Annotated in this window: 25 protein-coding genes; 17 read left to right on the forward strand and 8 right to left on the reverse strand. The window is 70.6% G+C overall.

The window, feature by feature from the left end; genetic code table 11:
- Positions 1-43: 43 nt before the first annotated feature.
- The 12 genes from glyA to J2X68_RS17830 all read left to right on the forward strand — a co-directional run bounded on the left by glyA (position 44) and on the right by J2X68_RS17830 (position 11545).
- Positions 44-1306: a serine hydroxymethyltransferase gene (gene glyA, locus J2X68_RS17775; RefSeq protein ID WP_310433517.1), complete on the forward strand. Its 1263-nt coding sequence runs from the start codon at positions 44-46 to the stop codon at positions 1304-1306.
- Positions 1307-1480: 174 nt separating this feature from the next.
- A complete protein-coding gene (locus tag J2X68_RS17780; RefSeq protein WP_310433518.1) occupies positions 1481-2857 on the forward strand; it encodes an MraY family glycosyltransferase in 1377 nt (458 codons plus the stop codon).
- Between the two features lie 303 nt (positions 2858-3160).
- Positions 3161-3616, forward strand: a complete 456-nt coding sequence (locus J2X68_RS17785) for a hypothetical protein (protein WP_310433519.1) — start codon at positions 3161-3163, stop codon at positions 3614-3616.
- A 210-nt stretch (positions 3617-3826) separates the two neighbouring features.
- Positions 3827-4663 carry a F0F1 ATP synthase subunit A gene (gene atpB / locus J2X68_RS17790; RefSeq protein WP_310433586.1) on the forward strand — a complete coding sequence of 279 codons (837 nt, stop codon included), beginning with the start codon at positions 3827-3829 and terminating at the stop codon, positions 4661-4663.
- Between the two features lie 73 nt (positions 4664-4736).
- Positions 4737-4967 (forward strand): ATP synthase F0 subunit C, encoded by a 231-nt coding sequence (atpE, locus tag J2X68_RS17795; protein ID WP_024884520.1) that lies wholly within the window; start codon positions 4737-4739, stop codon positions 4965-4967.
- Between the two features lie 43 nt (positions 4968-5010).
- Complete coding sequence (locus J2X68_RS17800; RefSeq protein WP_310433520.1) at positions 5011-5556, forward strand: F0F1 ATP synthase subunit B; 546 nt, start codon at positions 5011-5013, stop codon at positions 5554-5556.
- Positions 5553-6374, forward strand: a complete 822-nt coding sequence (locus J2X68_RS17805; RefSeq protein WP_310433521.1) for a F0F1 ATP synthase subunit delta — start codon at positions 5553-5555, stop codon at positions 6372-6374. Before J2X68_RS17800 ends, J2X68_RS17805 begins: the two co-directional genes overlap by 4 nt.
- 134 nt (positions 6375-6508) lie before the next feature.
- The gene (gene atpA / locus J2X68_RS17810) at positions 6509-8098 is read left to right on the forward strand and encodes a F0F1 ATP synthase subunit alpha (RefSeq protein WP_310433522.1); all 1590 of its coding nucleotides are present in this window, start codon (positions 6509-6511) and stop codon (positions 8096-8098) included.
- Positions 8099-8119: 21 nt separating this feature from the next.
- Positions 8120-9037 (forward strand): F0F1 ATP synthase subunit gamma, encoded by a 918-nt coding sequence (locus J2X68_RS17815; protein ID WP_310433523.1) that lies wholly within the window; start codon positions 8120-8122, stop codon positions 9035-9037.
- Complete coding sequence (gene atpD, locus J2X68_RS17820; protein ID WP_310433524.1) at positions 9037-10473, forward strand: F0F1 ATP synthase subunit beta; 1437 nt, start codon at positions 9037-9039, stop codon at positions 10471-10473. Before J2X68_RS17815 ends, atpD begins: the two co-directional genes overlap by 1 nt.
- A gap of 109 nt (positions 10474-10582) precedes the next feature.
- Entirely contained in the window at positions 10583-10957 is a 375-nt protein-coding gene (locus J2X68_RS17825; protein WP_310433525.1) for a F0F1 ATP synthase subunit epsilon, read from the forward strand.
- A gap of 141 nt (positions 10958-11098) precedes the next feature.
- Positions 11099-11545 (forward strand): DUF2550 domain-containing protein, encoded by a 447-nt coding sequence (locus J2X68_RS17830; RefSeq protein WP_310433526.1) that lies wholly within the window; start codon positions 11099-11101, stop codon positions 11543-11545.
- Between the two features lie 426 nt (positions 11546-11971).
- Here the strand turns inward: J2X68_RS17830 and J2X68_RS17835 are convergent, their stop codons facing one another.
- The 3 genes from J2X68_RS17835 to J2X68_RS17845 form a co-directional block, all read right to left on the reverse strand.
- Positions 11972-13795: a glycoside hydrolase family 18 chitinase gene (locus J2X68_RS17835; RefSeq protein WP_310433527.1), complete on the reverse strand. Its 1824-nt coding sequence runs from the start codon at positions 13793-13795 to the stop codon at positions 11972-11974.
- Positions 13796-13908: 113 nt separating this feature from the next.
- A complete protein-coding gene (locus J2X68_RS17840; protein ID WP_310433528.1) occupies positions 13909-14589 on the reverse strand; it encodes a response regulator transcription factor in 681 nt (226 codons plus the stop codon).
- A complete protein-coding gene (locus J2X68_RS17845) occupies positions 14586-15797 on the reverse strand; it encodes a histidine kinase (protein ID WP_310433529.1) in 1212 nt (403 codons plus the stop codon). The genes J2X68_RS17840 and J2X68_RS17845 overlap by 4 nt, the downstream gene beginning before the upstream one ends.
- Before the next feature lie 144 nt (positions 15798-15941).
- Here J2X68_RS17845 and J2X68_RS17850 point away from each other — a divergent pair, with 144 nt between their 5' ends.
- The gene (locus tag J2X68_RS17850) at positions 15942-16568 is read left to right on the forward strand and encodes a hypothetical protein (protein WP_310433530.1); all 627 of its coding nucleotides are present in this window, start codon (positions 15942-15944) and stop codon (positions 16566-16568) included.
- Here the strand turns inward: J2X68_RS17850 and J2X68_RS17855 are convergent.
- Entirely contained in the window at positions 16565-17137 is a 573-nt protein-coding gene (locus J2X68_RS17855; RefSeq protein ID WP_310433531.1) for a cob(I)yrinic acid a,c-diamide adenosyltransferase, read from the reverse strand. The genes J2X68_RS17850 and J2X68_RS17855 overlap by 4 nt on opposite strands.
- Before the next feature lie 425 nt (positions 17138-17562).
- Between J2X68_RS17855 and J2X68_RS17860 the strand changes: the two genes are divergently transcribed.
- The gene (locus J2X68_RS17860) at positions 17563-17886 is read left to right on the forward strand and encodes an STAS domain-containing protein (RefSeq protein ID WP_310433532.1); all 324 of its coding nucleotides are present in this window, start codon (positions 17563-17565) and stop codon (positions 17884-17886) included.
- 236 nt (positions 17887-18122) lie between these two features.
- Entirely contained in the window at positions 18123-20657 is a 2535-nt protein-coding gene (locus J2X68_RS17865; RefSeq protein WP_310433533.1) for an ATP-binding protein, read from the forward strand.
- A gap of 71 nt (positions 20658-20728) precedes the next feature.
- Here J2X68_RS17865 and nucS read toward each other — a convergent pair whose 3' ends face one another.
- Entirely contained in the window at positions 20729-21400 is a 672-nt protein-coding gene (nucS, locus tag J2X68_RS17870; RefSeq protein WP_310433534.1) for an endonuclease NucS, read from the reverse strand.
- 264 nt (positions 21401-21664) lie between these two features.
- On the opposite strand from nucS, the gene J2X68_RS17875 reads away from it, so the two are divergent.
- Positions 21665-22057, forward strand: a complete 393-nt coding sequence (locus J2X68_RS17875) for an SCO5389 family protein (RefSeq protein ID WP_020131165.1) — start codon at positions 21665-21667, stop codon at positions 22055-22057.
- An 83-nt stretch (positions 22058-22140) separates the two neighbouring features.
- Here the strand turns inward: J2X68_RS17875 and J2X68_RS17880 are convergent, their stop codons facing one another.
- The gene (locus J2X68_RS17880; protein WP_310433535.1) at positions 22141-23169 is read right to left on the reverse strand and encodes an LLM class flavin-dependent oxidoreductase; all 1029 of its coding nucleotides are present in this window, start codon (positions 23167-23169) and stop codon (positions 22141-22143) included.
- Positions 23170-23392: 223 nt separating this feature from the next.
- Between J2X68_RS17880 and J2X68_RS17885 the strand changes: the two genes are divergently transcribed.
- On the forward strand, positions 23393-23725 hold the full coding sequence (locus J2X68_RS17885) for an ATP/GTP-binding protein (RefSeq protein ID WP_310433536.1): 333 nt from the start codon (positions 23393-23395) through the stop codon (positions 23723-23725).
- 3 nt (positions 23726-23728) lie between these two features.
- Here J2X68_RS17885 and J2X68_RS17890 read toward each other — a convergent pair whose 3' ends face one another.
- Both J2X68_RS17890 and J2X68_RS17895 read right to left on the reverse strand, forming a co-directional pair.
- The gene (locus tag J2X68_RS17890; RefSeq protein ID WP_310433537.1) at positions 23729-24610 is read right to left on the reverse strand and encodes an ABC transporter permease subunit; all 882 of its coding nucleotides are present in this window, start codon (positions 24608-24610) and stop codon (positions 23729-23731) included.
- Positions 24607-25902: an ATP-binding cassette domain-containing protein gene (locus J2X68_RS17895; RefSeq protein WP_310433538.1), complete on the reverse strand. Its 1296-nt coding sequence runs from the start codon at positions 25900-25902 to the stop codon at positions 24607-24609. The genes J2X68_RS17890 and J2X68_RS17895 overlap by 4 nt, the downstream gene beginning before the upstream one ends.
- Between the last annotated feature and the right edge of the window lie 82 nt (positions 25903-25984).

Raw genomic sequence — 25984 nt, forward strand, 5'->3', positions numbered from 1 at the left:
GCCTACATTGGACGTACGTCACCGTCGACGCCCGGAGCGCACCATGTCGGTCACCCATGTCCCCGAGGCCGATGTCCTGCGCCGGCAGGACCCCGAGCTGGCCGAGATCCTGCTCGGGGAGGGGGAGCGGCAGGCGTCGACGCTCCAGCTGATCGCCGCCGAGAACTTCACCTCGCCCGCCGTGCTGGCCGCCCTCGGCTCGCCGCTCGCCAACAAGTACGCGGAGGGCTACCCGGGGGCCCGGCACCACGGCGGCTGCGAGATCGTCGACCTCGCCGAGCGGATCGCCGTGGACCGCGCCAGGACGCTGTTCGGCGCCGACCACGCCAACGTGCAGGCCCACTCGGGCTCCTCCGCGATGCTGGCCGCCTACGCCGCCCTGCTCCGGCCCGGCGACACCGTCCTGGCGCTGGGCCTGCGCGACGGCGGCCATCTCACGCACGGCTCGCCCGCCAACTTCTCCGGCCGCTGGTTCGACTTCATCCCCTACGGGGTGGACGCGGAGACCGGGCTCATCGATCACGAGCAGGTCCGCACGCTGGCCCGCAGCCACCGGCCCAAGGCGATCGTGTGCGGGTCCACCGCCTATCCGCGCCACATCGACCACGCCTTCTTCCGGGAGGTCGCCGACGAGACGGGCGCGTATCTGATCGCCGACGCCGCCCATCCCATCGGGCTCGTCGCCGGGGGAGCGGCGCCCAGTCCGGTGCCGTACGCCGACATCGTCTGTGCCACCACGCACAAGGTGCTGCGCGGGCCTCGCGGCGGGATGCTGCTGTGCGGCGGCGAGCTCGCCGAGCGGGTGGACCGGGCGGTCTTCCCGTTCACCCAGGGCGGCGCGCAGATGCACACCATCGCCGCGAAGGCGGTCGCGTTCGGCGAGGCGGCGACCCCGGCGTTCGCCCGGTACGCCCATCAGGTGGTCGCCAACGCGAGGGTTCTCGCGGCGGCTCTGGCCGGAGAGGGGCTGGCCGTCACGACCGGCGGGACCGACACCCACCTCATCACCGTCGACCCGGCGCCGCTCGGCGTCGACGGGCGCACCGCGCGCGGGCTGCTCGCGGCCGCCGGGATGGTGCTGGACTGCTGCGCCCTCCCGCATGTCTCGGGCAGCGACGTGACCGCCGCGCACGCCCGTGGGCTGCGCCTGGGCACCGCGGCGCTGACCACGCAGGGGATGGGGGAGGAGGAGATGGCACGGGTCGCGGCGCTGCTCGCGGGCGTGCTGCGGGAGGAGGTCGAGACCCGGAAGGCCCGTGAGGAGGTGCGCGAGCTGGCGCTGGCGTTCCCGCCGTATCCGGGCTGAGCCGGGGCGGGCGCGTCACGTGCCGGCCCTCGTGGTCACCCCCCGTGCGCCTGCGCGCACAGCCTCACGTGAAACCATCGTCACTACCCGGAAGTCTTCACACATATGCGCCGTGCGGTCGTCGATCGCTAGGGTGTGGGACTGTGATGGCCAGCGAGACCTGTGGGGAAGCCCGTGCGTGAATACCTGCTGACGCTCTGCATCACGGCCGCGGTGACGTATCTGCTGACAGGGCCGGTACGGAAGTTCGCGATCGTGGCCGGAGCGATGCCGGAGATCAGGGCCCGTGACGTGCACCGGGAACCCACTCCGCGGCTCGGCGGGATCGCCATGTTCTTCGGGCTGTGCGCCGGCCTGCTCGTCGCCGACCATCTGACCAACCTCAACGAGGTCTTCGAGAAGTCGAACGAACCGCGCGCCCTGCTCTCCGGGGCCGCGCTGATCTGGCTGATCGGCGTCCTTGACGACAAGTTCGAGATCGACGCGCTGATCAAGCTGGGCGGCCAGATGATCGCCGCCGGCGTCATGGTCATGCAGGGTCTGACCATCCTGTGGCTGCCGGTGCCGCTGGTGGGCACGGTCGCGCTGACCCAGTGGCAGGGCACCCTGCTGACGGTCGCGCTGGTGGTCATCACGATCAACGCGGTCAACTTCGTGGACGGTCTCGACGGCCTGGCGGCGGGCATGGTGTGCATCGCCGCGGCGGCGTTCTTCATGTACGCCTACCGCATCTGGTACTCGTACGGCATCGAGGCCGCCGCCCCGGCGACGCTCTTCGCGGCGATCCTGATGGGCATGTGCCTGGGCTTCCTGCCGCACAACATGCACCCCGCGCGGATCTTCATGGGGGACTCCGGCTCGATGCTGATCGGGCTGGTGCTGGCGGCGGGCGCGATCTCCGTCACGGGGCAGGTCGACCCGGACATCATGCGGCTGTTCTCCGGCTCCGAGCGCAACGCGGTGCACCAGATGGTGCCGGTCTACATCCCGCTGCTGATGCCGTTGACGATCATCGCGATCCCGGCGGCCGACCTGATCCTGGCGATCGTGCGCCGCACCTGGCGCGGTCAGTCGCCGTTCGCCGCGGACCGCGGGCATCTGCACCACCGGCTGCTGGAGATCGGCCACTCGCACAGCCGCGCTGTGCTGATCATGTACTTCTGGTCGGCGCTGATCGCGTTCGGCGCGCTCACCTACTCCGTCAACTCGGCGTCCATGTGGATCGTGCTCGGCGTCGTCATCCTCAGCGCGATCGGTCTGGCGCTGCTCCTGCTGCCGCGCTTCCGGCCGCGCACGCCGCGCTGGGCCGAGGCCTTCGTGCCGCCGCGCTACCGGCGCCGGGGCGGCCTGCCGACCGAGGCGCAGGAGGCCGCGGCACAGCTGTCCGGGGCCCAGGGGGCCGGGGCGCCGGAGGCCGGTGCGCCGAGCGGGACGGCCGGTTCCGGGGAGGCCGCCGCCGTCGACGGGCAGAGCCCTGTGACGGTGGGGGTTTCGGGGGCGAACGGGGCCACGGCGATCGGTGGCCGGGGTGGCTCCAAGGTAAGAATCTGACGAGAGCATTGCCAAGTCGTGGGACAGTCCTGGGAGGGCAAAACCTCCCAATACCAGACAAGCCCTCCGGGTTCGCGCCCAGACGCGCACTGTCACTCTCATGTGTGACAGTAGGCACACCTGCCAGGTAAAGACCTCATCAAATAGTTTGTGATACGGTTCACGAGAACCCGGAACAGTACCGAAGAGCCGCAGTGCGCCGGCCCTTCGGACCGAGGACGGCGTGAGTTCTTTCGCCCCTCGAACCGGGACTACGCTCGTCCATGACGACACCCTGCCCCCTTTGAAAGCGGAGTTGCCGCCATGCCGTCCAATGACGCCCGGATCCTGGCCCAGGCCGCCGTGCCGACTGTCGCCGTCGGCGTGCTCGCCGCTGTCGTCAGCGGAGTGGTCGCGGGCGGCAAGGGCGTCATCGGGGCGGTCGTCGCGCTGGTGGTCGTGATCGCGTTCATGGGGCTCGGTCTCTATGTCCTCCAGCGCACCGCCAAATCGCTTCCGCACCTGTTCCAGGGCATGGGTCTGATGCTCTACACGACGCAGATCCTGTTGCTGTTCGTCTTCATGACCGCGTTCAAGGACACGACGCTGTTCAACCCCAAGGCCTTCGCGATCACGCTGCTCGTCGGCACGCTGGCCTGGATCGGCGCCCAGACGCGGGCCCACATGAAGTCCAAGATCCTCTACGTCGAACCCGAACCGTCCTCCTCGACGACGTCCTCGAAGGGCGAGAAGCCCGCAAAATCGGGGCACTCGTCGTGAGGGGTAGGGCCGGTATAAAGACGCCTGAGAGATCCTGCTATCGTCCGGTGCCAACTGCGGCATCGCGGGCGCGGGCATCCGAGCTGACGCCTGCTCAATCGCGAGGCACGATGCCCCCAAGCCGCCCTCACATCCGAAACACCAGTCCCGTGCCGAACCGCGGCCGTGCGCCGCGCCGACACAACGAGGTTGCCGAACCTATGCGCCACGCTGAAGGAGCCCGCGGTGAGTGCTGACCCGACGCAGGTGCTCGCCTTCGAGACCGATTGCCACATCTTCGACGGCTGTGGATTCCCGGCTCCCGGGCTGCACTCGTTCCTGTTCGAGCCCCTCGTGGGCGACGCGGACAGCAACGTCTATTTCAACAAGACGATGCTGTTGGCGCTGCTCGGCTCCATTATCGTCGTCGGCTTCTTCTGGGCCGCCTTCCGTAAGCCGAAGGTCGTCCCGGGCAAGCTCCAGATGGTCGCGGAGACGGGCTACGACTTCATCCGCCGCGGAGTCGTCTACGAGACGATCGGCAAGAAGGAGGGCGAGAAGTACGTCCCCCTGATCGTCTCGCTGTTCTTCTTCATCTGGATGATGAACCTCTGGTCGATCATTCCGCTCGCCCAGTTCCCGGTGACGTCGATCATCGCCTACCCGGCGGTTCTCGCCCTGATCGTCTACATCCTGTGGGTCACGCTGACCTTCAAGCGGCACGGGTTCGTGGGCGCCTTCAAGAACTTCACCGGCTATGACAAGTCGCTCGGTCCGGTTCTCCCGCTGGCCATGACCATCGAATTCTTCTCGAACCTGCTGGTCCGGCCCTTCACGCACGCGGTCCGTCTGTTCGCGAACATGTTCGCGGGACACACCCTGCTGCTGCTGTTCACGATCGCCAGCTGGTACCTGCTCAACGGCATCGGAATCGCCTACGCCGGCGTCAGCTTCATCATGACCATCGTGATGACGGCCTTCGAGCTCTTCATCCAGGCCCTTCAGGCGTACGTATTCGTGCTCCTGACCTGCACCTACATCCAGGGCGCGCTCGCCGAGCACCACTGAGCACCCCGCACCACCCCCCCAGTCGTCCGGTGACCAACCCCCACCGGGTCCGTAAAGAAAAGGAAGAACTGGCATGTCCCAGACCCTTGCCGCTGTTTCCGGCTCGCTCGGCTCCATCGGTTACGGCCTTGCTGCCATCGGCCCCGGCGTCGGCGTCGGCATCATCTTCGGTAACGGCACCCAGGCCCTGGCCCGTCAGCCCGAAGCCGCCGGCCTGATCCGCGCCAACCAGATCCTGGGCTTCGCGTTCTGTGAAGCGCTGGCCCTGATCGGTCTGGTCATGCCGTTCGTCTACGGCAAGTGATCTGACAGATCCACGACCAGCCGACTAGACGAAAGGCAACGACATGAGCCAGCTGCTCATCGTGGCGGCCGAGGAGATGGAGAATCCCCTCGTCCCGCCGATCCCTGAGCTCGTCATTGGCCTGCTCGCCTTCGTCATCGTCTTCGGCTTCCTCGCGAAGAAGCTCCTCCCGAACATCAACAAGGTTCTGGAGCAGCGCCGCGAGGCCATCGAGGGCGGTATCGAGAGGGCCGAGGCCGCGCAGACCGAGGCCCAGAGCGTCCTGGAGCAGTACAAGGCCCAGCTTGCGGAGGCCCGTCACGAGGCCGCCCGGCTGCGCCAGGAGGCGCAGGAGCAGGGCGCCGCACTCATCACCGAGATGCGTGCGGAAGGCCAGCGCCAGCGCGAGGAGATCGTCGCCGCCGGACACAGCCAGATCGAGGCGGACCGCAAGGCCGCCGCGTCCGCGCTGCGTCAGGACGTCGGCAAGCTCGCCACCGACCTGGCCGGCAAGCTCGTCGGGGAGTCCCTCGACGACCACGCTCGCCAGAGCCGCGTCATCGACCGCTTCCTCGACGAGCTCGAGGAGAAGGCCGAGGCGTCTCGATGACCGCACACGGAGCGAGCCGCGAGGCATTCGCAGCAGCCCGTGAGCGTCTCGACGCGCTGACGGACTCCACGTCCGTGGACGCGGCGCGGCTCGCCGACGAGCTGGCGGCAGTCACCGCGCTGCTCGACCGCGAGGTCTCGCTGCGTCGGGTCCTCACCGACCCGGCGCAGGCCGGCGAGGCCAAGGCCGAGCTGGCGCAGCGCCTGCTCGGGTCCCAGATCAGCGGCGCCACCGCCGACCTGGTGTCCGGCACGGTGCGTTCCCGCTGGTCGCAGTCCCGCGACCTGGTGGACGCGCTGGAGGAGCTGGCGAACATCGCCGACCTCACCGCCGCGCAGAAGGCCGGCAGGCTCGACAACGTCGAGGACGAGCTGTTCCGCTTCGGGCGGATCGTCTCCTCGAACACCGAGCTGCGCGCCGCACTGACCAACCGGAAGGCCACCGCCTCGGCGAAGAGCGAGCTGCTGCGCAGCCTGCTCGGCGGCCGGGCCGACGCGGCCACCGAGCGACTGGTGACGCGCCTCGTGACCGCGCCGCGGGGACGTAGCCTGGAAGCGGGCCTCGAGTCCCTGTCCCGGCTCGCCGCGGAGCGCCGGGACCGCATGGTCGCCGTCGTCACCTCGGCGGTACCGCTGAGCGACCCGCAGAAGCAGCGCCTCGGCGCCGCCCTCGCGAAGCTCTACGGCCGCCCGATGCACCTCAACCTCGACGTGGACCCCGCGGTCCTCGGCGGGATCCGGGTGCAGGTCGGTGACGAGGTGATCAACGGCTCCCTCGCGGACCGCCTCGAGGACGCCGCCCGCCGCATGGCGAACTAGCAGCAACTCAAGACCGCAGTACGAACTGATGGCGGCCCTGGTTGGGCCGTGCAGAGGATTCACCTCTTTCAGGGGGGAGTCCCCATCCCCCCAAAGTGAAACTTCGGGCCCAACAAGGAGAGCAGGGAACCCAGATGGCGGAGCTCACGATCCGGCCGGAGGAGATCCGGGATGCGCTGGAGAACTTTGTCCAGTCGTACAAGCCGGACGCGGCCTCGCGCGAGGAGGTCGGTACGGTCACCCTTGCCGGCGACGGCATCGCGAAGGTCGAGGGCCTTCCCTCGGCCATGGCCAACGAACTGCTGAAGTTCGAGGACGGCACCCTCGGCCTCGCGCTCAACCTCGAAGAGCGCGAGATCGGTACCGTCATCCTCGGCGAGTTCAGCGGCGTCGAGGAGGGCCAGCCGGTCACCCGCACGGGAGAGGTCCTGTCCGTCGCCGTCGGCGAGGGCTACCTCGGCCGTGTCGTCGACCCGCTCGGCAACCCGATCGACGGCCTCGGTGAGATCGAGACGTCCGGCCGCCGTGCCCTGGAGCTCCAGGCTCCGGGTGTCATGGCCCGTAAGTCGGTCCACGAGCCGATGGAGACCGGCTACAAGGCCGTCGACGCGATGACCCCGGTCGGCCGTGGTCAGCGTCAGCTGATCATCGGCGACCGCCAGACCGGCAAGACCGCCCTGGCCGTCGACACGATCATCAACCAGCGTGACAACTGGCGCTCCGGTGACGTGAACAAGCAGGTCCGCTGCGTCTACGTCGCCATCGGCCAGAAGGGCTCGACCATCGCCTCCGTGCGTGGCGCCCTCGAAGAGGCCGGCGCGCTGGAGTACACGACCATCGTCGCCGCCCCGGCGTCCGACCCGGCCGGCTTCAAGTACCTGGCGCCGTACACCGGTTCGGCCATCGGTCAGCAGTGGATGTACGAGGGCAAGCACGTCCTCATCATCTTCGACGACCTCTCGAAGCAGGCCGACGCCTACCGCGCCGTGTCGCTGCTGCTGCGCCGCCCGCCGGGCCGTGAGGCCTACCCGGGTGACGTCTTCTACCTGCACTCCCGTCTGCTGGAGCGCTGCGCGAAGCTCTCCGACGACCTGGGCGCCGGCTCGATGACCGGTCTTCCGATCGTCGAGACGAAGGCCAACGACGTCTCGGCGTTCATCCCGACCAACGTCATCTCCATCACCGACGGCCAGTGCTTCCTGGAGTCGGACCTGTTCAACGCCGGTCAGCGCCCCGCGCTGAACGTCGGTATCTCCGTCTCCCGAGTCGGTGGTTCCGCGCAGCACAAGGCGATGAAGCAGGTTTCCGGCCGCCTCCGTCTCGACCTCGCCCAGTACCGTGAGCTGGAGGCGTTCGCCGCCTTCGGTTCCGACCTGGACGCGGCGTCGAAGTCCCAGCTGGAGCGCGGTCAGCGCCTGGTCGAGCTGCTCAAGCAGCCTCAGTACCAGCCGATGCCGACCGAGGACCAGGTCGTCTCCGTGTGGGCCGGTACCACCGGCAAGATGGACGACGTCCCGGTCGCCGACGTCCGCCGCTTCGAGAAGGAGCTCCTGGAGTACCTGCACCGCAAGGAGCAGGGCCTCATGACCTCCATCAAGGAGGGCGGCAAGATGTCGGACGACACCCTCATCGCCATTGCCGACGCGATCGCCGAGTTCAAGAAGCAGTTCGAGACCTCGGACGGCAAGCTTCTCGGCGAGGACGCCCCGGCCGCGGCCAAGTGACGTAAGGAAGGGACCTGACTCATGGGAGCCCAGCTCCGGGTCTACAAGCGTCGCATCCGATCCGTCACCGCGACCAAGAAGATCACCAAGGCGATGGAGATGATCGCCGCCTCGCGTGTCGTCAAGGCGCAGCGCAAGGTGGCGGCATCCACGCCGTACGCGACCGAGCTCACCCGCGCGGTCACGGCGGTCGGTACCGGTTCGAACACGAAGCATCCGCTGACCACGCAGGCCGAGACGGTCGTGCGGTCCGCGGTGCTGCTCCTGACGAGCGACCGTGGTCTCGCCGGTGCCTTCAACTCCAACGCCATCAAGGCCGCGGAGCAGCTGACGGCACGCCTCGAGGGCGAGGGCAAGCAGGTCGACACGTACATCGTCGGCCGGCGTGGTCTCGCGCACTACAACTTCCGTGAGCGCAAGGTCGCGGAGTCGTGGTCGGGCTTCACGGACGAGCCGACGTACGCGGACGCCAAGAAGGTCGCGGCCCCGCTGATCGAGGCGATCGAGAAGGAGACGGCGGACGGCGGCGTGGACGAGATCCACATCGTCTTCACCGAGTTCGTCTCGATGATGACGCAGACGGCGCTCGATGACCGTCTGCTGCCGCTCAGCCTCGAAGAGGTTGCCGAAGAGTCGGCGCCGAAGGGCGAGATCCTTCCGCTGTACGACTTCGAGCCCTCGGCGGAGGACGTCCTCGACGCCCTTCTGCCGCGGTATGTGGAGAGCCGCGTCTACAACGCTCTCCTCCAGTCGGCAGCCTCGAAGCACGCCGCCACGCGGCGCGCTATGAAGTCGGCGACCGACAACGCAGGAGAGCTCATCGAGACGCTCTCCCGCCTTGCCAACGCGGCCCGCCAGGCCGAAATCACCCAGGAAATCAGCGAGATCGTCGGTGGCTCCGCAGCCCTGGCCGACGCGACCGCGGGGAGTGACAGGTAATGACGACGACAGTTGAGACGGCCGTTGCCACGGGCCGCGTCGCCCGGGTCATCGGCCCGGTCGTCGACGTGGAATTCCCCGTCGACGCCATGCCGGAGATCTACAACGCCCTTCACGTCGAGGTCGCCGACCCGGCGAACGAAGGCGAGAGGAAGACGCTGACCCTGGAGGTCGCCCAGCACCTGGGTGACGGCCTGGTCCGCACCATCTCCATGCAGCCCACCGACGGTCTGGTCCGCCAGGCCGCCGTCACCGACACCGGCACGGGCATCACCGTCCCGGTCGGCGACTTCACCAAGGGCAAGGTGTTCAACACCCTCGGTGAGGTGCTGAACGTCGACGAGCAGTACACGGGCGAGCGCTGGTCCATCCACCGCAAGGCCCCGAACTTCGACGAGCTCGAGTCGAAGACCGAGATGTTCGAGACCGGCGTCAAGGTCATCGACCTGCTGACCCCGTACGTCAAGGGCGGCAAGATCGGTCTGTTCGGCGGCGCCGGCGTCGGCAAGACGGTGCTCATCCAGGAGATGATCTACCGCGTCGCCAACAACCACGACGGTGTCTCCGTGTTCGCCGGCGTCGGTGAGCGCACCCGTGAGGGCAACGACCTCATCGAGGAGATGGCCGACTCGGGCGTCATCGACAAGACCGCCCTGGTCTTCGGTCAGATGGACGAGCCCCCGGGCACCCGTCTGCGCGTGGCCCTGGCCGGTCTGACCATGGCGGAGTACTTCCGCGATGTGCAGAAGCAGGACGTGCTGTTCTTCATCGACAACATCTTCCGCTTCACGCAGGCCGGTTCCGAGGTCTCGACCCTGCTCGGCCGTATGCCCTCCGCGGTGGGTTACCAGCCGAACCTGGCCGACGAGATGGGTCTCCTCCAGGAGCGCATCACCTCGACCCGTGGTCACTCGATCACCTCGATGCAGGCGATCTACGTCCCCGCGGACGACCTGACCGACCCGGCCCCGGCCACCACCTTCGCCCACCTCGACGCGACGACGGTTCTCTCCCGTCCGATCTCCGAGAAGGGCATCTACCCGGCCGTGGACCCGCTGGACTCCACGTCCCGGATCCTGGACCCCCGCTACATCGCGGCGGACCACTACGCCACCGCGATGCGCGTCAAGACGGTCCTGCAGAAGTACAAGGACCTTCAGGACATCATCGCGATCCTCGGTATCGACGAGCTCGGCGAGGAGGACAAGCTCACCGTCCACCGTGCCCGTCGTGTGGAGCGCTTCCTGTCCCAGAACACCCACGTCGCCAAGCAGTTCACCGGCGTCGACGGGTCGGACGTGCCGCTCGACGAGTCGATCACCGCGTTCAACGCGATCATCGACGGCGAGTACGACCACTTCCCGGAGCAGGCGTTCTTCCTCTGTGGCGGTATCGAGGACCTGAAGGCCAACGCCAAGGAGCTCGGCGTCTCCTGAGCCTCGTGCTCTTGAAGAGGGGCGGGCGCGTCCCGCCCCTCTTCGTACGCCCACTAGACTTGTAACCAACACCCGGCAGATCCGCCGGGTGGTGACCCGAGGAGCCACCTTGGCTGCTGAGCTGCACGTCGCGCTGGTCGCGGCCGACCGAGAGGTCTGGTCCGGCGAGGCCACCCTGGTCGTCGCGCGCACCACGTCGGGCGACATCGGCGTCATGCCCGGTCACCAGCCGCTGCTCGGTGTGCTGGAGTCGGGCCCGGTGACCATCCGTACGAGTGAGGGTGAGACGGTCGTCGCCGCGGTGCACGGCGGTTTCATCTCGTTCGCGGACAACAAGCTGTCGCTGCTGGCCGAGATCGCCGAGCTTTCGGACGAGATCGACGTCCAGCGCGTCGAGCGGGAACTCGAGCGCGCGAAGGCGGAGGGCGATGCCGCCGCCGAGCGTCGCGCGGACGTACGACTGCGTGCGGCGGCCTCGCGCTGAACCGGCGCAGAGTCGCTTGACGTCACTCAGCCGCGGTCGGCACCGGAGCAATCCGGAGCCGACCGCGGCTGAGGCAGATATGGATGTTTTTCCGTTCCGTTACCTATTTTCGGTACCTAGGAGACGAGGAGGTCGGTGTCGATGGTCCTCGCTCTGACTGTGTGCGGAATCGTCGTGGCCCTGGTGGCGCTGGGGTTGTTCGTCTTCGGCCTGCGCCGCAGACTGATCCAGCGGTCCGGCGGCACCTTCGACTGTTCCCTGCGCTGGGACGTCTCCGAGAAACCGGACACGAGCGGAAAAGGCTGGAGCTACGGGGTCGCCCGCTACAACGGCGACCGCATCGAGTGGTACCGCGTCTTCTCGTACGCCTACCGCCCGCGCCGGGTCCTGGAGCGCGGCTCGATCGAGGTGGCCGGCCGCCGTCTTCCCGAGGGTGAGGAGGAACTGGCGCTGCTGTCCGACGCGGTCGTCCTCACCTGTGTGCACCGGGGCACGCGTCTCGAACTCGCCATGAGCGAGGACGCGCTGACCGGTTTCCTGGCCTGGCTCGAGGCGGCCCCGCCGGGTCAGCGCGTGAACGTAGCCTGACATAAGGGGTGTGGTGCGTCGGCCTGGCCGACCACGACCGCGCGTGTCTCCGGACCCGGTGTCACCGTGATCTGGACGGGGCACACGGCCAGCAGGGCCGAGATCGCCGCTCCCGTGAACATCCCGGCGGACGCCGTCCTGGACCTGCCCGACTCCCGGTTGCCCTCGCCCGACCGGTTCGGTCGGTCGGACCGGTCGGACCTGTGGTGCCTGCGTTTCAACGTTTCCCCCCGTTTGTGCTGTTTCGCTCACGTGCCGAGATACACAGTGTTCCCGGTCGTCCGAGGTCATCCACCGGCCGATCGGCCTGCCCTGGGGGCCGAGTGACCCCGTGCCGCGCACGCGGGGGGCGCGTGGGGCGTGCGAACGCCCGCCACGAACGGGCCCGGAGGCCGTCCGTGACGGGCGTGCGGATCGGGCGGAGGATCAGCTCAGCCCGCTGTTGATGGCGCTCACCAGCTCGCCGTTGCTGGTGTCTCCGCTGAACTCCCAGAAGAACGCGCCGCCCAGACCCTGGTTCTTGGCCCAGGTCATCTTTCCGGCGATGGTGGCCGGGGTGTCGTAGGACCACCAGTTGCTGCCGCACTTGGCGTACGCCGTGCCGGCGATGGTGCCGGTGGCGGGGCAGGACGTCTTGAGGACCTTGTAGTCCTCGATGCCCTGCTCGTAGGTGCCCGCCGCCGGGCCCGTGGCCGTGCCGCCCGGGGCGTCCTGGGTGACGCCGGTCCAGCCGCGGCCGTAGAAGCCGATGCCGATGAGCAGCTTGCTCGCGGGCACGCCCTTCGCCTTGAACTTGGCCATCGCGTCGGCCGTGGTGAACCCGGCCTGCGGGATGCCGCTGTACGAGGTGAGCGGGGAGTGCGGGGCCGTCGGGCCCTGGGCCGCCCAGGCGCCGAAGAAGTCGTACGTCATCACGTTGTACCAGTCGACGTACGCCGCGGCGCCCGCGTAGTCGGCCGCGTCGATCTTGCCGCCGCTGGAACCGTCGGCGGTGGTGGCCGCGGTGACCAGGTTGCCCGTGCCGAACTTGGCGCGCAGGGCCTGCATCAGGTTCTTGTAGGCCGCCGCCCCGCTGGTGTCACAGGACAGGCCGCAGGCGTTCGGGTACTCCCAGTCGATGTCGATGCCGTCGAAGACGTCGGCCCAGCGCGGGTCCTCGACCAGGTTGTAGCAGGACTGCGCGAACGCCGCCGGGTTGGCCGCGGCCTGGGCGAAGCCGCCGGACCAGGTCCAGCCGCCGAAGGACCACAGCACCTTGATGTTCGGGTACTTGGCCTTCAGCTGACGCAACTGGTTGAAGTTGCCACGCAGCGGCTGGTCCCAGGTGTCGGCGACGCCGCTGACCGACTGGTCCGCGGTGAAGGCCTTGTCGTAGTCGGCGTAGGAGTCGCCGATCGCGCACTGGCCGTTGGTGACGTTGCCGAAGGCGTAGTTGATGTGCGTGATCTTCGCGGCCGAGCCGGACGTCACCAGGTTCTTGACGTTGTAGTTGCGGCCGTAGATGCCCCACTCGGTGAAGTAGCCGAGCTTGACCTTGGAGCCGGTGGTCGGGGGAGTGGTGCCGCCGCCGGTCGTGTGGACCGCGACCGCGCCGCTGACCGGGCCGGTCTGGTCGGCGGTGTCACGGGCCTGGACGGTGTAGGAGTAGTCGGTGCCGGCCGTCAGACCGGTGTCGGTGTACGAGGTCGTCGTGACCGTGGCGACCTTGGCGCCGTCGCGCAGGACGTCGTAGTTCTTGACGCCCTTGTCGTCGGTGGCGGCGGACCAGGTCAGCTTCACCGAGGTGTCGGTGAGGGCGGAGGCGGTCGGGGTGCCCGGGGCGGACGGGGAGGCGTCGCCCGGGACCGTGGTGCCGTCGCAGCTGTCGCCGTTGAGCTTGCAGTTGGACGGGGAGCCGGAGCCCGCGCCGTTGAAGCCGAAGGAGACGGAGGCGCCCGCGGCGAGGGTGCCGTTCCAGGACTTGTTCTTGGCGGTCCAGTGGGTGCCGGAGGACGTGACGTCGGCGTCCCAGGCGGAGGTGACGGAGGTGCCGGAGGGGAAGTCCCACTCGACCGTCCATGAACTGATGGCGGTGGTACCGGTGTTCTTCACCGTCCACCTGCCTTCGAAGCCGGTGCCCCAGTCCGATGCCTTGGTGTAGGTGGCGGTGGCGGTCGTGGCGGCCTGAGCGGGGCTCGCGAGGCCGACCAGGCCGGCCAGCGGGAGCAACAGCGTCGCGAACCCTGCCGCGGCTCTGTGTCTGAAGCGCATCCTGCGCCTCCTCGGGGGGAGTCGGGGGGCGTGACTGAGCCTTCACGCCCACGGTGCCGCGAGAATAGAAAGGTCTGGACCACAGGTCAATAGGTCTGGACCACTGCGGCCCGTTAAACCTCCGGAGCCCCCTCGGTTCCGACCCGGATGCCCAACTCCTGGGCCAGCACAGCCGCTTGCACCCGGCTGCGCAGCTCCAGCTTCCCCAGCAGACGGCTGACGTGCGTCTTCACCGTCGCCTCCGCCATGTCCAGGCGCCCGGCGATGCCCGCGTTGGACATCCCCTCGCCCAGACAGGCCAGCACCTCGCGCTCGCGCCGGGTGAGGACGTCCAGGACGGCGGGATCGGCCTGCGGCGCCCGCACCGGCTTCGCGGCGAACTCGGCGATCAGCCGGCGGGTCACCGCGGGAGCGATCAGCCCCTCCCCGGCGGCGACCGTGCGGACCGCCGTCAGCAGGTCCCGCGCCTCGGTGTTCTTCAGCAGGAACCCCGCCGCACCCGCCCGCAGCGCCCCGAACACGTACGCGTCGAGGTCGAAGGTGGTCAGCACCAGCACGTCGGCGAGCCCCTCCTCGACCACCTTCCGGGTCGCCGACACCCCGTCGAGGCGGGGCATCTGAACGTCCATCAGAACCACGTCGGGCCGCAGCTCCCGGGCCAGCGCCACCGCCTGTTCCCCGTCGGCGGCCTCGCCCACCACCTCGATGTCGGGGGCGCTGCGCAGGATCAGGACGAGTCCCGCGCGCACGGCGGACTGGTCCTCTGCGACGAGGACCCGGACGGCGGAGCTCATACGGGCTCTCCTTCGGTGAGGGGGAACGTGGCACGCACCGTCCAGCACGAGTCCTCCGGACCGGCGGCGAACGTGCCGTCCAGCAGGGCCGCGCGCTCGCGCATCCCGACCAGCCCGGCCCCCGAGCCCGGGGCGCGGGGCCCGTCCCGGTGGCCGTACGGACTGCGCACCCGCACGTCGAGCACCCCGTCCCGCCGGACGAGGGCGACGGTGACCCGGCCGGGGCACGCGTGCTTCAGCGCGTTGGTCAGCGACTCCTGGACGATCCGGTAGGCGGCGAGTTCGACGGGGACCGGCACCTCACCGTGCTCGGCGTCGAGGGTCACGTCGAGACCATTGGCGCGGGCGCCGTCGACGAGCGCCTCCAGGCCGTCCAGGGTGGGCGCCGCGGCGGGCTCGCGGTCGCCGCCGCCGTCCCGCAGGATCCCGATCAGCCGCCGCATCTCCGCCAGCCCCTCGACGCTGTTCTCGCGGATGACGGACAGCGCCTGCCTGGACGTGTCCGGGTCGTCGATCGAGAGCGCGGCCGTCGAGTGGATGGCGATCGCCGAGAGGTGGTTGGCGACCATGTCGTGCAACTCCCGCGCCATCCGCGCCCGTTCGGTCGTGACGGCCTGGACGCGGTCCATCTCCGCGAGCAGCGCGGTCTGTTCGGCCCGCAGCCGGGCCGCCTCGGCCGCGTCACGGTGGTCGCGCACGATCCAGCCGGTCGCGGCGGGCGCGTAGGCCACGATGCCGACCACCACCCCGATCAGCAGGGCCTCCGGCACCCGCCAGACCGCGAACGGCACGAGCGTCCCGGCCACCGTCAGCAGTCCGGTGATCCACTGGATCCGGCGGGCCGAGGCGAGCGGGCCGTACAGGACGGCCGCGTACATCACGTCGGTGTACATCAGCACCGTGCACAGATTGCCCTGGGTCAGGGTGTCCAGGACGATCGCGGCCGTGCCGGCCAGCAGCGCGGTGCGCGGCGCGATCCGGCGCAGCACCTCGCAGCCGGCCATCACGAAGAGCGGCACCAGGACCGCCCAGGAACCGTCGAGGAGCGTGATCGGATCGTCGGACGGCCGGGTGCCCAGACCGAGGGCGACCAGCAGCAGTCCGCCGAGCAGCCCGCCGACGGCGATGCACACGTCGAAGCGGTGGGGGCGGCTCCGGCGCCGCGGGCGGCGCAGCCGGTGCGGTTCTCGGACGGCCATGCCCTCCATCCAACACGCCCCGCCCGCCGTCCGCCTGCTCCCCGGGAACGGTCCCGAACTGCATCTTTCGATGTACCGCGAGTTCCTCACCGCCGACGACGAGACAGGCCCCCGCGCCCGGGAGCCTGGAAGGGCGAGCGAGAGGAGCGAACCGTGATCGTCGGACTGATCATCGCCTGTGAGGTGGCCTTCTGGGTGCTGCTGGCCGCCGGACTGGCCTTCCGGTACGTGTTCCGGATGCCGCGTCTGGGCCTGGCCCTGCTGCTGTGCGAGCCGCTGCTGGAGGTCGTGCTGTTCGCGGCGACCGCGATCGACCTCAAGAACGGCGCCGAGCCGGACTGGCGGCACGGCCTCGCCGCCGTCTACATCGGCTTCACCGTGGGCCTCGGCCACTCCACCGTCGCGTGGGCGGACGCCCGGGTCGCCCACCGCTTCGCCGGCGGCCCGCCGCCGGTGCGGCCGCCGAAGTACGGCAGGGCCCGCGCCCTCCACGAATGGAAGGTCGCGGGCCGCTGGACGCTCGCCGCGCTGGTCGCCGTCGCGCTGCTCCAGGCGGCCGTCCTGTACGTCGGCGACGACGGCGAGACCGACTCGCTGCGCGCGTGGCAGCTGCGGATGCTGTGGGTGATCGGCGTCAACGTCGTCATCGCGGCGAGCTACACCCTGTTCCCCAAGGCCGCGCCGGACGGCGGCCCGAAGGCCGGTCCGAAGCGCGGACCCGGCGGAACGGACGGCGGATCGGACGGCGGACCGGAACGGGAACCGGCCAAGATGCGCTAGCGCTCCCCGCCCGGCACCCAGAGCACGTCGCCGACCGCCTTGTTGGCGGTGCGGGCCAGAATGAACAGCAGGTCCGAGAGCCGGTTGAGGTAGGTCGCGGTGAGCGGGTTCATCCGCTCGCCGTGCACCTCCAGCGCCGCCCAGGTGGAGCGCTCGGCCCGCCGGACGACCGTGCAGGCCTGGTGGAGCAGGGCCGCGCCCGGGGTGCCGCCGGGCAGGATGAACGACCGCAGCTTCTCCAGCCGCTCGTTGAAGCGGTCGCAGTCCGCCTCCAGCCGGTCGACGTAGAACTGCTCGACCCGCAGGGGCGGGAACTCCGGGTTGTCCACCACCGGCGTCGACAGGTCCGCGCCCACGTCGAACAGGTCGTTCTGGACCCGGGTGAGCACCGCGACGAGTTCCTCGTCCAGCCCGCCCAGCGCGAGCGCCGTGCCGAGCGCCGCGTTCGCCTCGTTGACGTCGGCGTAGGCGGCGATCCGCAGGTCGGTCTTGGCGACCCGGCTCATGTCGCCGAGAGCGGTGGTGCCCTGGTCGCCGGTCCTCGTGTAGATGCGCGTCAGATTGACCATGCGGCCAATCTAGACCGTCCCGGCGGATCCGTTCCGTTCCCCTCGTCACTGCCGCCGACGCCCGGTCGGTACCGGCCCAATCGGCGTGAATCGGACAGTATTTGACGACGTGACCGGCGTCTCACGCCCTGAGACGTGAGCCGCGTTACTAACCGGTCACACAGCGCCTCACGCCCGCTAATCTCCCGGCGAGAGGCATGCGGAGCGGCTGCGCCGGATGGTTGACGCCGGTGACATCGGACGCCTGAGCGGGCAGGGCTTCTCCAAGCACCGAAACCGCACAGGCCCCATGGGCCTCACCCCTGCGAGTGAATTCGGTATCGGTTCGCTCACAGACGGCAACCTTCGACCGCTTCTCGCAGTCAGAGGATGCAACACCGGACACCACCACCGCGGAGCACAAGACGCACGCTTAGGGGAGCGCTATGCACATCAGGGGCGACCACGTAGAGCTGGTCGTCGGGGGTCGTCTCGACGTCCGCAGCGCGGCGGACGCCCGCACGGCCCTCCACACGGCCGTGGACGACGGGATCGGCGACCTGGTGCTCGACCTGTCCGAGCTGGACTCCTGGGACGCCACCGGACTCGGCGTCATCATGGGCGTCCACCGACGGGCCGGCCGGTGCGGCCGACGCCTGGTGCTGCGCGGGGTGCCTCCGCAGATGCAACGCCTCCTGGTGGCCACCCGGCTGCACCGGATCCTCGCGATCGAGGGCGGCATCGGGGTGGAGTCCCTGCCCCGGGTCTGATCCCCGAGGCGGCTGGCCTGCGGCGGAAAACATGCGACGGGCGCAATCCTCACGAGACTGTGACGCTTCGGGCGGCCCGGCACCCCGGGCTGTCGTAGATACTGTGCGAAGGTTTACGGTTCGTCTGCCCGCCGCTCGCAGCCCTCGAGCGGGCACCGGACCAGAAGCGACAGCGCAGTGTGCAGCAAGGCCGGGAGGGGCTACCGCCACACGACGCTTTTGGGGGGCTTGAACCTATGGACCCGACCACCCGGGGACCCGAGGAGTACGGCCAGGACGACGACGGCGGCACGCCGCGCCCGCGCCCGTCCAGGGACCCCCTCACGCCCGACTTCGGCCAGCACACGCCGGCCGTGGCCCGCACCGTGCGGCTCGTCGCGGGCGAACACCTGCTCACGGTCAATCCGGTCGACGGCAGCGAGATAGAACTCCGCCCGCCCGGCGGCCCCTCCTCCTCGGCAGCCGAGAGCGGCGGAGAGATACCGGAGCGCCCCGCCAAGCGCACCGCGGAGCAGCGCGCCGAGGCCGAACGCGCCGCCCGGCCGCCCGCCCCCGCCGGAACCGCCCGGCCCGCCCAGCCGCTCCAGGGCCGCCAGGACGAACGCGAACAACTGGTCCGCCTGCTGGCCCGCGGCCGATCCGTGCGCCTCACCGGCCCGGCCGGCTCCGGCCGCACCAGCCTGCTCGACCTCGTCGCCGAGGACTGCGAGGACCTCGCCCCCGACGGCGTGGTCCGCCTCACCGGCTTCCGCCGCACCGCGGCCGACCTGCTGCACGACCTCTTCCACGCCGTCTACGAGGCCCCCCGTCACCGCCCCGACAGAGACGACCTGAGCGCCCTGGTGCGCGAGATCGGCGCGGTCGTCGTGGTCGACGACCTCGAACTCGGCGGCACGGCCCTCGACGAACTGCTCGACGCGACGCCCGAATGCGCCTTCCTGCTCGGCGCCACCCCGGACACCCCGATGCCCTCCGCGGAGTCCGCGGTGGAGGAGGTCGTCCTCACCGGGCTGGACCGTGCGGGCGGCGTCGAGGTGATCGAGCACGCCGTCGGCCGCGTCCTCACCGAGGAGGAGGCCAACTGGGCCGGTGATCTGTGGTTCGAGTCCGAGGGCCTGCCGCTCCGGTTCGTCCAGGCCGGCGCCCTGCTCTCGCAGCGCGACCGGTTGCGGGCCGGCGCCGACGCGGTCGACGCGTTCGGTGTCTTCGAGGACGCCCGGCCGCTCGCCGGCTCCGTCGACGGCCTCGCGGGGGCCGGCGAGGCCGAGGAGATACCCCTGCCCTCGCTCGGCGAGGCCGCCGCGCCCGCGCCGCTGCTCGCCGCCCGCCTCAGCGCCTCCGCCCGCGCGACCCTGCGCTTCGCCGTCGCCCTGGACGGTGAGGTCCCGCACCAGGCGCACCTGCCCGCCCTGGTCGGCGACACCCACGCGGACGCCGCCCTCGGCGAACTGGTCGCCTGCGGACTCGTCTCCCCGGTCGGCACCCGCTACCGGCTCGCCGCCGGGGTCCAGACCCAGCTCGAGGCCGCCGGATACGCCGACGACGTCGAGGCCCGCGCGCACTCCGCCGCCCAGCACTACGCCTGGTGGGCCGGACACCCCTCGGTCACGCCCGAGCGGGTCTGCGCGGAGGCCGACGCCGTCCTCGCCGCCCTCGTCGTGATCGTCCCCACGACGACCCGGACCGGCGAGGACGAGGAGTCCACCGCCGTCCGGCTCGCCCGCACCGCCGCGCCCGCGTTCGCCGCGGGTCTGCACTGGAGCGCCTGGGAGAGCAGCCTGCACGAGGGCGCCGAGGCCGCCCGGCTCGCCGGGGAGTCCGCCGACCGCGCCTACTTCCACCACGAGATGGGCGTCCTCGCCCTCTGCGGCGGAGACCTCGACCGGGCCCGTTCCGAGCTGGAGGCCTCCCTCGCCCTGCGCGGGGCGATCGCCGACAAGCGCGGGACCGTCGCGGGCCGCCGCGCCCTCGCCCTGGTCGCCGACCGCTCCGGGGACGTGCCCGGACTCGCGGCGGCGACGGCCGGCGAGGAGGTGCCGGACGCCCGCCACGAGGAGTCCGCGTCCCCGCCGCGCGGCGTCCAGGCGGTGCTCCCGACCTACCCGCCGGAGGCCGAGACCGTCGTCGCCCGCCGCGGGCCCGTCGGCGCGCCGGTCCGCCACAACCGGGGCGGACTGAAGAGCCTGGCCAAGCGCAACCTCGTCGCGGCGGGCGCGGGCGCGCTGCTCGTCGCCGTCCTCGGCACGGTCGTGACCCTCGGCGCCACCTCCAGCAACGACGCCGACGACCCCTCCGACCGGGTCGGCGTCAATCCGTCCGTCAGCACCGAAGTGGACGACGGCGCGGGGGGCTCGGACACCCCGGGCGACGACAGCGGTTCCGCCGACACGGGCGAGGCCACCAGCAGGCCGACGGACCCGGGCCCGGACGGCACGATGGGCACCTCGGACGACCCGACCCCCACGGGGGAGGCGGAGCCGTCGTCGGAGGCGAGCAGCTCTCAGGGGCCGGGGAGCGGCGGCCCCTCCGGCACGCCGACCTCGAAGCCGTCGTCGAGCACGAGTCCGAAGCCCTCGTCGTCGGCGTCGTCGTCGCCGAGCACGTCCAGCTCGCCGAGCACGACGCCTCCGACCGAGTCCCCCGACCCGTCCAGCGGGACCCCCACGGGGGACCCGTCCACCGGGACCTCGGCCAGCGGCACCACCTCGACCGCGTCGGTGTCGCCGAGCAGGGCGGACGCCGCGCCCTCCTCCTCGGAGCCGGTGATCTGAGCCTCCCGGCACAGGGAAGGGCCGGGTTCCTCTCCAGGAACCCGGCCCTTCCCGTCGTCCGGGCGAGTGGGTCAGAACAGCCGCAGCTTGTCGTCCTCGATGCCCCGCATCGCGTTGTAGTCCAGGACCTGGCAGCCGATGCCGCGGTCCGTGGCCAGCACGCGGGCCTGGGGCTTGATCTCCTGGGCCGCGAAGACGCCACGGACCGGGGCCAGGTGCGGGTCGCGGTTCAACAGCTCCAGGTAGCGGGTGAGTTGCTCGACGCCGTCGATCTCGCCGCGCCGCTTGATCTCCACCGCGACGGTCTGCCCCTCGGCGTCCCGGCACAGGATGTCGACCGGGCCGATGGCGGTCATGTACTCGCGGCGGATGAGCGTGTAGCCCTCGCCGAGGGTCTCGATGCGGTCGGCGAGCAGTTCCTGAAGGTGTGCTTCCACGCCGTCCTTGATCAGGCCGGGATCGACGCCGAGTTCGTGCGAGGAATCGTGGAGGATCTCCTCCATCGTGATGATGAGCTTCTCTCCGCCCTTGTTGACGACGGTCCAGACGCCTGCCTCGTCGCCCGTGCCCTCCTTCAGCGTGCAGGGCGGCGACATCCAGTTCAGAGGCTTGTAGGCCCGGTCGTCGGCATGGATCGAGACGCTGCCGTCCGCCTTCACCAGGATGAGACGGGGGGCGGAGGGCAGGTGGGCGGTGAGCCGGCCGGCGTAGTCCACGGAGCACCGGGCGATGACGAGACGCATGGGGCGCAACGCTATCCGACGCCCCGCCGGGCACGCGATTCGCCCTGGTAACCGATCGTTCGGCAGTGACTCGACAGTGGCCGATTGTGTGCCTACTCGGAGTTCCCTATGTGCCCATTCTCCTGGTGCGGTCACGGTCCGTTGCCTACCGTAGTGAACGGGAGGTCGCGATGCGTGTACTCAGCGTGTGCGATGTTTCGGCATGCGAACTCCCTTTCCCTGTCCGGCAACCCCTGGTGTCCCGGGGGTGCGAGAGGAGTACCCATGTCGCTCGACGTCTCACCGGCCCTACTCGAACAGGCCGAGCGAGGCGAGGTCGACGAAGCAGAATTCGTCGACTGCGTCCGGACCTCCCTGCCCTACGCATGGGAGATGGTCAGCTCCCTGGTGGCCCAGCTGAAGGTGGACGGCGGAGATTTCGCCGACAACCAGACGCCCCCGCCGGACGAGCAGGCACGCGGGCAGTTGCTGCGCGCGCTCGCGAGTGACGCCATACGCGGCGCGCTGCAGCGGCACTTCGGTGTACGGCTGGCCTTCCAGAACTGCCACCGGGTGGCGGTGTTCCCGCTGGAGCCGGCTGTCGACGAGAAGCTCGCCCGATTCACCTCGGTCCGCAGCCAGGTGCTGAACCAGTCCCCGGAATTCCGGGACTGCTGACACGTGAGCCTGTTGCTTGCCGCTCCTGACGCGGGAGGTTCCATCAGTACGGGAGCGGCAAGCCTCGCGGCCGGCTGGGCTGTTCACCGGAGGTGGGGGAGCACCTCCGAGCCCAGCCGCCGTACGTTCTCCTCGGTGGCCGCCAGGTCTCCGGAACCCTCGACCAGCAGGGCGAAACGCGAGATGCCGGTCCGCTCGCAGGTCGCCGCGAGACGGTCGACGCACAGCCGCGGGGTGCCCACCGGGTGCAGCCCGCAGAGCAGTTCGGTGTATGCCACCGGGTCCCGCATGGAGCGGGCGCGGCCGTCCACCGTCACATGCGCGTCGAGCCCCTGCCGCAGCCAGCCGGGCATCGCCTTCACCAAGGTCTCCACCGCGTCCGTGCGCCGGTCCGCGATCTGGCAGACGCCCGCCGAGACATGCGCCGCGCCCCGGATCTCGTCCCCGGACCGGCCGGCCGCGCGCGCGTACCGCCGCCAGGCGGCGACCATCTCGGCCTTCTCCTCGTCCCCCACGTGCATGCCGAGGAGCATCGGCAGCCCGCGCTCCGCGGCCAGCCGTACGCTCGCCGGCGAGGTGCACGCGACGACGACCTCCGGGCCCGACACGTCCGTCAGCGCCTCCGACGGCCGCGGGACGACGGGGACTTCGCGGAAGCGGAACCGCTCGCCGTCCGCCCCCACCGAGGGCTCGCGCAGCCAGCGCACCAGCAGATCGAGTGATTCCGGGAACCCCCGCTCGTACGCCTCCAGGCCCGCGCCGAACACCTCCAGGTCGACCCACGGGCCGCCGCGCCCCACGCCCAGCGAGAAGCGGCCGCCGCTCGTCATGTGCAGCAGCGCGGCCTGCTCGCCCAGGGCGACGGGGTGGACGGTGGGCAGTACGCTGACCGCGGTGCCCACCCGGATGCGGCGGGTACGGCCCAGCAGCAGGGCGGCGAGCGTGACCGCCGAGGGGCATGTGCCGTACGGCACGAAGTGGTGCTCGGCCAGCCAGACCGAGTCGAGGCCGGCCTCCTCGGCCACTTCGGCCGAGCGGACGGCGCGGTGGAGCGCCTCCCCCTGGCCCTGGCCGGGGAACTGGGCTCCCAACACGAAACTTCCAACGCGCATGGACTTTCCTGCTTCCTTGGCTCCGACACGGAGCTCCCCCACCCGGCATAACCGTCTGACACGTGCCGAGGACACGGCCTGGCGGAGAGATTTGCGGATTGTCTGGAGAATGGGGCGCCGGGGAGGGCGACTTGTGGGGGATCGCTGCCCTACGGGTACCCGCGCGCACGCCGCGTAGGCTGGACACCACTCCTGCTCCCTGTACAGCCCCGTGAGGTGTCCCGTGTCCCCGCGTCGCAACCGCCCCAAGGAAGAGGGCTCGTCCGGCCGGAGCGCCGAGGACGACCGCGCGAGCCGTTACGGCGGCTGGCAGTCCGGGGAGAGCTGGCAGGGAGAGCAGTGGAGTGTGCGGCACGTGGCCGGCGCGAGCGCCCAGGGCAAGGCGTACCGGTGCCCGGGCTGCGACCAGCTGATCCCCGACGGTGTGCCGCATGTCGTCGTGTGGCCCGAGCACGCGGGCGTCGACGACCGCCGGCACTGGCACAAGGCGTGCTGGAACGCACGGGACCGCCGCACCCCGGGGGTGCGGCGGTCCCGTAACGCGCCGAGGTTCTAGCCGTCAGACGTCGCGCTTCTCCAGCAGGGCGAAGGCGCCGCCGAGCACGGCGGCGGTGACGCCGAGCGCGATCCACAGCGGGTCCCAGCCGCTCGGCCCGCTCTCGGTGAGCGAGGACGAGTAGAAGACGCCCAGCTGGTTCGGGATCGAGTACTCGAACAGGGCCTGGCGCAGGTCCTCCAGCGAGGACGAGAACATGAAGATCGCGATGACCAGCGGGGCCAGCAGGACGCCGATCATGATGGTGATGGCGCCGGCCGAGTGCCGGATGATCGAGCCGACGGCCAGCGAGATCAGCCCGAGCAGCGCGATGTAGAGGGACACGCCGAAGGTGGCCTTGAGCCACTCCGAGCCGGTCGGCTGCCGGGCGTCGCTCAGCATGCCGACGTCCACCATGGCGACGAAGCCCGAGGACACGAGCGTCACGACGAACGCGACGGCGAAGAACACGACCGCCTTCGCGGCGAGCACCCGGCCGCGGGACGGGCAGGCCACCATCGTCGTCCGGATCATGCCGGTGCCGTACTCCGAGGCGGTGGTCAGCACGCCGAGCGTGATGACGCACATGCTGCCGAGGAGCAGCCCGAAGAAGCCGAACGACAGGGCGGTGTCGCCCGCGAGGTCCTCCTCGGTGGCGTTCGCGGCGACGACCGCGCCGGCCAGCAGGCCGATGCCGATGACGAGCAGGACGAACACGCCGAGCGTCCACATCGTGGAGCGCACCGACCGGATCTTGGTCCACTCCGAGGCGATGGCGTGCCCGAGGTGGGTGCGCACGATCGGGATCGGCGAGGTGTAGGCGGGGCCGGCCGCGGCGTACGCGGGGCCGGGCGCCCCCTGCCAGGCGGGCGCGGCCTGCGGCGACGGGTGCTGCGGGGTGCTCATCGGGCGTCCTCGGACTTGGTCGGGGCGGCGTCGGGGGCGGGTGCGGCGGGCGCGGCCGGGGCCGGGGCGGCCACCGGCGCGGACGCGGGCGGCGCCTTCTCCGGCGACGCCGGGGCGGCCGGCTGGGCCGGGGCCTGTGCGGGCGCCTGCGCGTACGGGTTGGCCCCGTTCGGGCCGGGAGCCGTGGCGGGCGCTCCGGGGGCGCCGTACGCCCCGTAGGAGGCCGCCGGGGGCGTCTGGGCCGGCTGCGGCGGCGCGTATCCGGGGTGCTGCGGGGGCGGCGGGGCGTACCAGCCCGGCTGGCCCTGGCCCGGCACCGGCATGGGGGGCTGCGCGCCGGGCAGCGGCTGCTGGTGGAGGCCGGCCTTCTGGTCGATGGTGGACCGGTAGTCGACGGCGCCCTGCGTCATCCGCATGTACGCCTCCTCCAGCGAAGCCTGGTGCGGCGACAGCTCCCACAGGCGGACGTCGGCGTCGTGGGCGATGTCGCTGATGCGGGGCAGCGGCAGCCCGGTCACCCGCAGCGCGCCGTCCTGCTCGGGCAGCACATGGCCGCCCGCCTCGGTGAGCGCCGAGGCCAGCTTCTCGCGCAGCTGGGGTTCGGTGTGCGGGGTGCGGACCCGGGCGAAGTCGGCGGAGTTGGCCGAGATGAAGTCCTTCACGCTCATGTCGGAGAGCAGCTGTCCGCGCCCGATCACGATCAGGTGATCGGCGGTCACCGCCATCTCGCTCATGAGGTGGGAGGAGACGAACACCGTGCGGCCCTCGGCGGCCAGCGACTTCATCAGATTGCGCACCCAGAGGATGCCCTCGGGGTCGAGGCCGTTGACCGGCTCGTCGAAGAGCAGCACCTGCGGGTCGCCGAGCAGCGCGGCCGCGATGCCGAGCCGCTGGCCCATGCCCAGGGAGAAGCCCTTCGAGCGCTTGCGCGCCACGTCCTGGAGGCCGACGACGCCGAGCACCTCGTCGACCCGCCGGGCCGGGATGCCGGACAGCTGGGCGAGGCTCAGCAGGTGGTTGCGGGCGTGCCGGCCGCCGTGCACCGCCTTGGCGTCCAGCAGCGCGCCGACCTGGCGGGCGGCGTTCGGCAGCTTGCGGTACGGATAGCCGCCGATCGTCACCGTCCCGGAGGTCGGGTTGTCCAGGCCCAGGATCATCCGCATGGTCGTCGACTTGCCCGAGCCGTTGGGCCCGAGGAAGCCGGTGACGGCGCCGGGCCGTACCTGGAAGGAAAGGTTGTACACAGCGGTCTTGTCGCCGTAGCGCTTGGTCAGGCCGACTGCTTCGATCATGCTCCGCACCCATCGAAAGGTTCAGGACAGCAGGGCACACGCCCCCGTAAGGGTTAGGAGGATATCGGGGCGCTGACGGTTC

Origin of the sequence: Streptomyces sp. 3330 (assembly GCF_031456635.1) — a bacterium.
Lineage (GTDB): Bacteria > Actinomycetota > Actinomycetes > Streptomycetales > Streptomycetaceae > Streptomyces.

Bases quoted from the DNA above. Each gene is read 5' to 3' on its own strand.
- glyA (WP_310433517.1), top strand. From the start codon at position 44: ATGTCGGTCACCCATGTCCCCGAGGCCGATGTCCTGCGCCGGCAGGAC.
- J2X68_RS17785 (WP_310433519.1), top strand. From the start codon at position 3,161: ATGCCGTCCAATGACGCCCGGATCCTGGCCCAGGCCGCCGTGCCGACT.
- atpE (WP_024884520.1), top strand. From the start codon at position 4,737: ATGTCCCAGACCCTTGCCGCTGTTTCCGGCTCGCTCGGCTCCATCGGT.
- J2X68_RS17800 (WP_310433520.1), top strand. From the start codon at position 5,011: ATGAGCCAGCTGCTCATCGTGGCGGCCGAGGAGATGGAGAATCCCCTC.
- J2X68_RS17805 (WP_310433521.1), top strand. From the start codon at position 5,553: ATGACCGCACACGGAGCGAGCCGCGAGGCATTCGCAGCAGCCCGTGAG.
- atpA (WP_310433522.1), top strand. From the start codon at position 6,509: ATGGCGGAGCTCACGATCCGGCCGGAGGAGATCCGGGATGCGCTGGAG.
- J2X68_RS17815 (WP_310433523.1), top strand. From the start codon at position 8,120: ATGGGAGCCCAGCTCCGGGTCTACAAGCGTCGCATCCGATCCGTCACC.
- atpD (WP_310433524.1), top strand. From the start codon at position 9,037: ATGACGACGACAGTTGAGACGGCCGTTGCCACGGGCCGCGTCGCCCGG.
- J2X68_RS17830 (WP_310433526.1), top strand. From the start codon at position 11,099: ATGGTCCTCGCTCTGACTGTGTGCGGAATCGTCGTGGCCCTGGTGGCG.
- J2X68_RS17835 (WP_310433527.1), bottom strand. From the start codon at position 13,795: ATGCGCTTCAGACACAGAGCCGCGGCAGGGTTCGCGACGCTGTTGCTC.
- J2X68_RS17840 (WP_310433528.1), bottom strand. From the start codon at position 14,589: ATGAGCTCCGCCGTCCGGGTCCTCGTCGCAGAGGACCAGTCCGCCGTG.
- J2X68_RS17845 (WP_310433529.1), bottom strand. From the start codon at position 15,797: ATGGAGGGCATGGCCGTCCGAGAACCGCACCGGCTGCGCCGCCCGCGG.
- J2X68_RS17855 (WP_310433531.1), bottom strand. From the start codon at position 17,137: ATGGTCAATCTGACGCGCATCTACACGAGGACCGGCGACCAGGGCACC.
- J2X68_RS17860 (WP_310433532.1), top strand. From the start codon at position 17,563: ATGCACATCAGGGGCGACCACGTAGAGCTGGTCGTCGGGGGTCGTCTC.
- J2X68_RS17865 (WP_310433533.1), top strand. From the start codon at position 18,123: ATGGACCCGACCACCCGGGGACCCGAGGAGTACGGCCAGGACGACGAC.
- nucS (WP_310433534.1), bottom strand. From the start codon at position 21,400: ATGCGTCTCGTCATCGCCCGGTGCTCCGTGGACTACGCCGGCCGGCTC.
- J2X68_RS17875 (WP_020131165.1), top strand. From the start codon at position 21,665: ATGTCGCTCGACGTCTCACCGGCCCTACTCGAACAGGCCGAGCGAGGC.
- J2X68_RS17880 (WP_310433535.1), bottom strand. From the start codon at position 23,169: ATGCGCGTTGGAAGTTTCGTGTTGGGAGCCCAGTTCCCCGGCCAGGGC.
- J2X68_RS17890 (WP_310433537.1), bottom strand. From the start codon at position 24,610: ATGAGCACCCCGCAGCACCCGTCGCCGCAGGCCGCGCCCGCCTGGCAG.
- J2X68_RS17895 (WP_310433538.1), bottom strand. From the start codon at position 25,902: ATGATCGAAGCAGTCGGCCTGACCAAGCGCTACGGCGACAAGACCGCT.